Source organism: Blastomonas sp. CCH9-A1 (assembly GCF_001557175.1).
GTDB lineage: Bacteria > Pseudomonadota > Alphaproteobacteria > Sphingomonadales > Sphingomonadaceae > Blastomonas > Blastomonas delafieldii_A.
In genome coordinates, this window is the sequence record NZ_LSHM01000061.1 from 22,330 (window position 1) to 28,887 (window position 6,558).

General features: G+C 62.1%; 10 protein-coding genes and 1 tRNA gene. 8 read left to right on the plus strand and 3 right to left on the minus strand.

Features of this window, described 5'->3' with window-relative positions; all coding sequences use genetic code 11:
- Positions 1-23 precede the first annotated feature (23 nt).
- Positions 24-1,508, plus strand: coding sequence for a M48 family metalloprotease (locus AX725_RS16540; protein WP_060977007.1), 1,485 nt, complete (start codon positions 24-26; stop codon positions 1,506-1,508).
- Between the two features lie 57 nt (positions 1,509-1,565).
- Here AX725_RS16540 and AX725_RS16545 read toward each other — a convergent pair whose 3' ends face one another.
- Together AX725_RS16545 and AX725_RS20650 are read right to left on the minus strand one after the other, a co-directional pair.
- Positions 1,566-1,775, minus strand: a complete 210-nt coding sequence (locus AX725_RS16545; RefSeq protein WP_066114718.1) for a Flp family type IVb pilin — start codon at positions 1,773-1,775, stop codon at positions 1,566-1,568.
- Positions 1,776-1,904: 129 nt separating this feature from the next.
- Positions 1,905-2,081 carry a Flp family type IVb pilin gene (locus tag AX725_RS20650; protein WP_081097176.1) on the minus strand — a complete coding sequence of 59 codons (177 nt, stop codon included), beginning with the start codon at positions 2,079-2,081 and terminating at the stop codon, positions 1,905-1,907.
- 89 nt (positions 2,082-2,170) lie between these two features.
- Between AX725_RS20650 and AX725_RS16550 the strand changes: the two genes are divergently transcribed.
- The 7 genes from AX725_RS16550 to AX725_RS16580 all read left to right on the plus strand — a co-directional run bounded on the left by AX725_RS16550 (position 2,171) and on the right by AX725_RS16580 (position 5,266).
- Positions 2,171-2,602, plus strand: a complete 432-nt coding sequence (locus AX725_RS16550) for a (deoxy)nucleoside triphosphate pyrophosphohydrolase (protein ID WP_060977009.1) — start codon at positions 2,171-2,173, stop codon at positions 2,600-2,602.
- A gap of 66 nt (positions 2,603-2,668) precedes the next feature.
- A tRNA-Arg gene (locus AX725_RS16555) sits at positions 2,669-2,745 on the plus strand.
- 151 nt (positions 2,746-2,896) lie between these two features.
- On the plus strand, positions 2,897-4,000 hold the full coding sequence (gene hppD / locus AX725_RS16560) for a 4-hydroxyphenylpyruvate dioxygenase (protein WP_066044313.1): 1,104 nt from the start codon (positions 2,897-2,899) through the stop codon (positions 3,998-4,000).
- Positions 3,997-4,545, plus strand: a complete 549-nt coding sequence (locus tag AX725_RS16565; protein WP_066044316.1) for a VOC family protein — start codon at positions 3,997-3,999, stop codon at positions 4,543-4,545. Before hppD ends, AX725_RS16565 begins: the two co-directional genes overlap by 4 nt.
- Positions 4,546-4,617: 72 nt before the next feature.
- Positions 4,618-4,881 carry a hypothetical protein gene (locus tag AX725_RS16570; protein ID WP_066044318.1) on the plus strand — a complete coding sequence of 88 codons (264 nt, stop codon included), beginning with the start codon at positions 4,618-4,620 and terminating at the stop codon, positions 4,879-4,881.
- A gap of 2 nt (positions 4,882-4,883) precedes the next feature.
- Positions 4,884-5,063, plus strand: a complete 180-nt coding sequence (locus tag AX725_RS16575) for a DUF4169 family protein (RefSeq protein ID WP_066044320.1) — start codon at positions 4,884-4,886, stop codon at positions 5,061-5,063.
- Positions 5,063-5,266, plus strand: a complete 204-nt coding sequence (locus AX725_RS16580) for a hypothetical protein (protein WP_066044322.1) — start codon at positions 5,063-5,065, stop codon at positions 5,264-5,266. Before AX725_RS16575 ends, AX725_RS16580 begins: the two co-directional genes overlap by 1 nt.
- On the opposite strand, the gene AX725_RS16585 is transcribed toward AX725_RS16580, so the two are convergent.
- Complete coding sequence (locus AX725_RS16585) at positions 5,263-6,168, minus strand: haloalkane dehalogenase (protein ID WP_066114719.1); 906 nt, start codon at positions 6,166-6,168, stop codon at positions 5,263-5,265. The two genes, AX725_RS16580 and AX725_RS16585, sit on opposite strands and share 4 nt — an antisense overlap.
- Positions 6,169-6,558: the final 390 nt, after the last annotated feature.

The following is a 6,558-nucleotide window of genomic DNA, read 5'->3' on the forward strand; positions in this document are numbered from 1 at the left end:
CGGAGACGATAAGGGAGAGCAATATGGCGGCACGGTTCAAGCATCTGGCAATCATGGCGGCGGCTGGTGCTGGCACCATCGCGCTCATCGGCCAGTCCGTCGCGCCCCGGGCGGAAGCGCTGGCGATGCAGGCCCAGGCGATCACCGCGCAGGAAAAGCGCCAGGGTGCCGAAGTGCACCCCAAGCTGCTCGAGGAATTCGGCGGCGCCTATCAGGTCCCGCAGACCAGCTATGTCGTGCAGGTGGGCAAGGGCATCGCCGTGCAGTCGGGTCTCGGCAATGCCCGCGACGATTTCACGGTTACCCTGCTCAACAGCCCGGTGAACAACGCCTTCGCAATTCCCGGCGGCTATGTCTATGTGACCCGCCAGCTGATGGCGCTGATGAACGACGAGGCCGAGCTGGCCGGGGTTCTGGGCCATGAAGTAGGCCATGTCGCCGCGCGCCATTCCGAAAAACGCCAGAAGGCGGCGCAGCGCAACAGCATTATCGGCCTGCTGGGGCAAATCGGCGCTGCGGTGCTGCTCGGCGATGGCGCCGCGGGCCAAATCGGCCAGCAGATATTCGGCACCGGATCGCAGCTGCTGACGCTCAAATATTCGCGCAAGCAGGAAGAGGAGGCCGATGATCTCGGCGTGCGCTATCTGGCCCAGGCGGGCTATGATCCGCAGGCATTGTCTTCGATGCTAGCTTCGCTCGCGGCGCAGCAGGCGATCGACGTGCGTTCGCAGGGCGGCGATGCCCGTTCGGTGCCCGAATGGGCCAGCACCCATCCCGATCCGGCGCGCCGTGTGAACCGCGCGGCTACGGTGGCGCAGAAGTTCAGCGGCAGCACGCGCAATCGCGACGTGTTCCTCACCCGGCTCGACGGGCTGCTCTATGGCGACGACCCGAAACAGGGTGTTGTGCAGGGCCGTGAGTTCCTGCATCCCGAACTTGGGCTGAAGTTCGCCGTGCCGCAGGGCTTTGCCATGCAGAACGGCACAAGCGCGGTGACGATCAACGGCCAATCTGCTCAGGCGCAGTTCACGCTGGGCCAGTATTCGGGCGACCTTTCGCGCTATGTCGATCAGGCCTTTGCGGGGCTTGGCGGGAGCAATCAGCGAATCAATTACGGGCAGATCCAGCGGACGACGGTCAACGGCATCCCCGCCGCCTATGCGACCGCGCGCGTCAATGCCAACCGGCAACTCGTCGATGTCACGGTGTTCGCCTATGCCTTTGCCAACAACCGCGCCTATCATTTCGTGGCGCTGACCCCGGCTGGCCGCGCCGATGTGTTTGCGCCGATGTTCCAGAGCGTGCAGCGGCTGGCGGGCGCCGAGGCGGCGCAGATCAGGCCGCGGCGGGTGCGGGTGGTCACTGTGGCGCGCGGCGACACCGTGCAGCGGCTGGCGGCGCGCATGGCCTATGACGATCTGAAGGTCGAGCGGTTCCTGGCACTCAATGGCCTGTCGGGAAATGCGGCGCTGGCGCCCGGGCAGAAGGTCAAGCTCGTCACGTATTGAGAGCACAAAAAAAAGGGCGGCATTGCTGCCGCCCTCCCTTGTCGATTGAGCCAGGGCTCAGCCTCCGGTGCTGGTGCTGCCACCAGTGCTTCCGCCGCCCGACTGGGTGGTCAGCTTCGAGCTGACGGTGTTGAAGGTACCCGACAGGTTGGTACCCAGCGAGCTCATGGCGGTGATCGCGGCGACGGCGATCAGAGCGGCGATCAGGCCGTATTCGATGGCGGTGGCGCCCTTCTTGTCGGCGAAAAGATTGCGAATGGTCTTCATGTCAGGTCTCCTGTTCGAGGTCTTCACTTCCCCGTCCGATCTGGCGAATTGCGATTGGACGGTTTGGGGTTAGATCAAAAAGCTTTCCATTTTCCTAAGAGCGGTCGGTGCTGTCTGAAATTCCGACACTCACTGCTTCTTCGGGACGATCTTCTCCTCGACAAAATCCCACATCCCGATGGTCTTGCTGGCCATCGAGCTCATCGAAACGATGATGGTAATGCCGATAAGGGCCACGATCAGGCCATATTCGATTGCGGTTGCGCCGCGCTTTGATCTGGCCAAGAGAGTCAGAAAGTGCAGCATGGTGCTTCCGTGAAATGGCCGGGGTCCCATCTGCCCCCCTCGCAATTTTGCAAATTCGACTTACCAAAAAGTTAAGGCGCGCCGATCCGATGGAAAATTATCCGACACTCTTCCCCGTTGTGGCGGGTCTCATGCTCGATACCCAGGGCCGCATTCTGGTGCAGCAGCGGCCCGAGGGCACGGCGATGGCGGGGCTATGGGAGTTCCCCGGCGGCAAGCTCGAGCCAGGCGAGACGCCGGAACAGGCCTTGGCGCGCGAGCTCGGCGAGGAACTGGGCGTCGTGATTGCGCCAGACGATTGCGAGCCGATGACCTTTGCGAGCGCCTCGCTCGGCCAGCGTCACCTGATTCTGCTGCTGTTCCGGTGTCGCAACTGGGTGGGAGAGCCGGAGGCACTGCACGCCACCGCCTTGCGATGGGCGACGGTGGACGAATTGTACCAGTTGCCGATGCCGCCTGCCGACCTTCCGCTGCTCGCCATCATCGCGCAATCGCTGGGCTTGCAACCGGTCCGGGCATGATTTTTCGAAATGGCAGAAAAAGGTGTTGCCAAGCTGATCACCGCTGACTATTGGCAGCCCTCCAACGCGCCCGTAGCTCAGCTGGATAGAGCATCAGACTACGAATCTGAGGGTCGGACGTTCGAATCGTTCCGGGCGCGCCATTTTCCAAAATCGCGATACACAGTGATCCAACCCGCCTTGCGGGACCCGCTTCGGCGCGCCTGTCTGTCGCAACCAGATGGTTTCATTTGACACCAATTTGGTGCGTGGGTATCTTCTGCACAATACGAAATCCTGCAGGAGTGCGCGGCAATGGCTGACCTTTTCGAAAATCCCCTGGGCCTGGACGGCTTCGAATTCGTCGAGTTCTGCGCGCCCGAAAAGGGGCTGCTCGAGCCGGTATTCACGGCCATGGGCTTTACCCGCATCGCCCAGCACCGCTCCAAGGACGTGCATCTGTGGCGGCAGGGCGATATCAACCTGATCGCCAATTACGAGCCCGCCAGTCCCGCCGCCTATTTCGCCGCCGAACATGGCCCGTCGGCCTGCGGCATGGGCTTTCGCGTCAGGAACGCGCGCGATGCCTATAAGGAAGCGCTGGAACGCGGCGCGGAGCCGGTGGAAACGAAGACCGGCCCGATGGAGCTGCGCCTGCCTGCGATCCGCGGGATCGGCGGCGCGATCATCTATCTGATTGACCGCTATGCCACGCTCGACAATCCCGATGCGCTGTCGATCTATGACATCGATTTCGAATATCTTCCGAACGTCGATCGCTTCCCCGTTGGCGCGGGCTTCAAGATGATCGATCATCTCACGCACAATGTCTATGGCGGCCGCATGGACCATTGGGCGAAGTTCTACGAGCGCGTGTTCAACTTCCGCGAGATCCGCTTCTTCGACATCAAGGGCGAATATACCGGCCTGACCAGCCGCGCGATGACCGCACCCGATGGCCGCATCCGCATTCCATTGAACGAGGAAGGCGCGAAGGGCGGCGGTCAGATCGACGAATTCCTGCGCGCCTATAATGGCGAGGGCATCCAGCATATCGCGTTCATCTGCGACGACCTGATCGCGTGTCTCGACCGGATCAAGGCGCTGGGCGCGCCGCTGATGAGCCCGCCGCCCGCCACCTATTACGAGGCGCTGGAAGAGCGGCTTCCCGGCCATGGCGAGCCGGTCGAGGAACTGCAGGCGCGTGGCATTCTGCTCGACGGGTCGACCGAGAACAACGATCCGCGCCTGCTGCTCCAGATCTTCGGCCAGCCGCAGATCGGCCCGGTGTTCTTCGAGTTCATCCAGCGCAAGAAGGATGAAGGCTTTGGCAACGGCAATTTCACCGCATTGTTCAAGTCGATCGAGGAAGACCAGCTGCGCCGCGGCGTGCTGAAGGTGCAGGAACCGGCGGAATGACCGCGCCCTTCGCGCTCTCGCGCATCCATCACGTCGCCTATCGCTGCAAGGACGCGAAAGAGACGGTCGAATGGTACGAGAAGGTACTGGGCATGACCTATACCAGCGCCTTTTCCGAAGACCATGTTCCGTCGACCGGGGCTTATGACCCCTATATGCACGTGTTCCTCGATTGCGGCGGCGGCAATGTGCTCGCCTTTTTCGAGCTGCCGCAGCAGCCGGAAATGGGCCGCGATGCCAACACCCCCGAATGGGTGCAGCATATCGCGTTCGAAGTGCCCGACATGGACGCGCTTCTCGCGGCCAAGGCGCATATCGAGGGGCTGGGCATCGACGTGCTGGGGCCGACCTTTCACGGCATCTTCCGTTCGATCTATTTCTTCGACCCCAATGGCCACCGCGTGGAGCTTGCCTGCAATATAGGCAAGCCCGAGCATTATGAGGAGTTGAAGCGCGTCGCGCCGCTGATGCTCGACGAATGGAGCCGCACCAAAAAGGCGCCGCGTCATGCCGACTGGTTGCACAAGGATCCCGATGGGGCTTAGGTGTTTGTTCTGCCGTGATTTCCGAGCCGTGAATTGTTTCAATTCACTCGAAATCACTTTAGGGTCATCGGCATGACCTTCGAAGACCAGCTCGAACGCTATTTCGGCACCCGCGATCCCGCCGCCATCGCCCCGCAGGCGGTGCCGGCGGCGATAGAGCGGATGCAGGTCGATCTGGGTCTGGCGACGGTGCCCGGCGAACGCTTTGCGCTGTGGTGCATGCTGTTCCTGTTCGGCCACGCTCCCGACATCGACGCAACCTTCGAGGATCGCGCCGAACGCGACCTCGCGCGTGACTTCATCGAAATGTCCGAAAATGCAGGACAGGGGGGCTGATCATGGCCGAGATCATCAACCTGCGCCAGGCACGCAAGACCGCAAAGCGCAAGCAGGACGAGGCCAGCGCCGCCGCGAACCGCGCCAAATTCGGCCGCACCAAAGCAGAGCGCCTCGCCCAGACGAGCGAGCAGGAGCGCGCAGGCCGGCTGCTCGATGGCGCCAAGCGGGAGCAGAGTTGATGCGCTCGACATCCGACCAGGTCAGCGTCCGCCTCTATCATCTCGACGGCGAAGCTGAAGGCGGCGCAGCCTTGACCCTGTTCTACGGCCCGCTGTCCGAAGCCCTGCGCCTGGCCGAGCTCGAACCGGCGGAGGTGCAGGAAGGCCTGTTCATCGCGACCGACAATGATGTGGTCGCGTATCTGGATCTGATCGAGGGCTAACTCCTCGCCTGACCCGCCACATCCAATATGCACCGCACGAAACCCTGCGGATCGTCCTCTTGGATGAAGTGGCTGCCGCTCAGCGTGCAGTGATTCTGCCCCTTCGTCCCCGGCACGCGGCCGACGAACAGCGCGTCGCCGCCGCGGGTGATGGGGTCGCGGTCGCTGAAGCAGCACAGGAAGGGTTTCTCCCAGCGGTCGAGCACCTCCCAGGCCTTGAGCTGGTCGGGCACCGCGACATTCGGACCCAGCGGCACGAAACTGGGGAAGATACGCGCGCCCGCCTTGTAGCTGCCATCGGGGAAGGGGGCGTCATAGGCGGCGATCTCGGCATCGGAGAGAGCGCGTGCCGTGCCCCTGGCGATGATCTTGCCGATCGGGAAGACCGGGCTGTATTTGGAAAACGCCCGCCAGATCGCAAAGGCGCGCGGCGCATCCTGTCCAGCGGGCAGGCCGCCATTGGAAAGCACCACGCCGTTGAACCGCTCGGGCATTTCCGCGACGAGCCGCAGGCCGATCAGCGACCCCCAGTCCTGACACGCGAGCGTGATGTTCTTCAGGTCCAGCTTCTCGATCCACCGCCGCATCCACGCGACATGGCGCGCATAGCTATAGTCGCTCTTTTTCGCGAGCTTGTCCGACTTGCCGAAGCCGATCAGGTCGGGCGCGACAACGCGATATCCGGCGTCTGCCACGGGGCCGATCATGAAGCGATAGAGATAGCACCAGCTCGGCTCGCCATGCATCATCAGCACGACGGGAGCCTCACGCGGTCCTTCGTCGACATAATGCACCCGAAGCCGGGTGCCGTCGGTCGGGTCGGCGATCTCGGCATAATGCGCTGCGAAGGGAAAATCGGGAATGGCGGCGAATCGCGCATCCGGCGTTCTCAAGACCTGCATGACATCTCCCAAAGCCAATGTTGTTATGGCATAGCGAATGACATAATATCTGCGCGGATGCAAACGGGCTTTGGCAACCTTTTCGGGCGAGATGGGTTTACGTGAGCGTCGGCCTCCAGCTTGCAGAAAGTGATTCTTCGAAGTCGAGACAGCGCGGATCGGGTCCCATGCGAGGGCCGGAAAAATTCTGCTGTCTGAAAAAAATCTGCAAAAAGGGTTTGACCCGACTCAAATCACGCCATATAGGCCGCTCCACCGGCGGGGACGCACTGACGTTTCCTCGGTCGCCAACAGATACGGATGTCCAATCCCCCGGACGAAAGAACGGGGAGGGTTGGTTGTCCGCTGTTTTTGTCGGTGAGATCTTTGACATTGTAGGTTTAGATGAAG

Excerpts from the sequence above, each read along its gene's own strand:
- AX725_RS16585 (WP_066114719.1), bottom strand. The coding sequence starts at position 6,168 with ATGCAGGTCTTGAGAACGCCGGATGCGCGATTCGCCGCCATTCCCGAT.
- AX725_RS20650 (WP_081097176.1), bottom strand. The coding sequence starts at position 2,081 with ATGCTGCACTTTCTGACTCTCTTGGCCAGATCAAAGCGCGGCGCAACC.
- AX725_RS16550 (WP_060977009.1), top strand. The coding sequence starts at position 2,171 with ATGGAAAATTATCCGACACTCTTCCCCGTTGTGGCGGGTCTCATGCTC.
- hppD (WP_066044313.1), top strand. The coding sequence starts at position 2,897 with ATGGCTGACCTTTTCGAAAATCCCCTGGGCCTGGACGGCTTCGAATTC.
- AX725_RS16565 (WP_066044316.1), top strand. The coding sequence starts at position 3,997 with ATGACCGCGCCCTTCGCGCTCTCGCGCATCCATCACGTCGCCTATCGC.
- AX725_RS16545 (WP_066114718.1), bottom strand. The coding sequence starts at position 1,775 with ATGAAGACCATTCGCAATCTTTTCGCCGACAAGAAGGGCGCCACCGCC.
- AX725_RS16540 (WP_060977007.1), top strand. The coding sequence starts at position 24 with ATGGCGGCACGGTTCAAGCATCTGGCAATCATGGCGGCGGCTGGTGCT.
- AX725_RS16570 (WP_066044318.1), top strand. The coding sequence starts at position 4,618 with ATGACCTTCGAAGACCAGCTCGAACGCTATTTCGGCACCCGCGATCCC.
- AX725_RS16575 (WP_066044320.1), top strand. The coding sequence starts at position 4,884 with ATGGCCGAGATCATCAACCTGCGCCAGGCACGCAAGACCGCAAAGCGC.
- AX725_RS16580 (WP_066044322.1), top strand. The coding sequence starts at position 5,063 with ATGCGCTCGACATCCGACCAGGTCAGCGTCCGCCTCTATCATCTCGAC.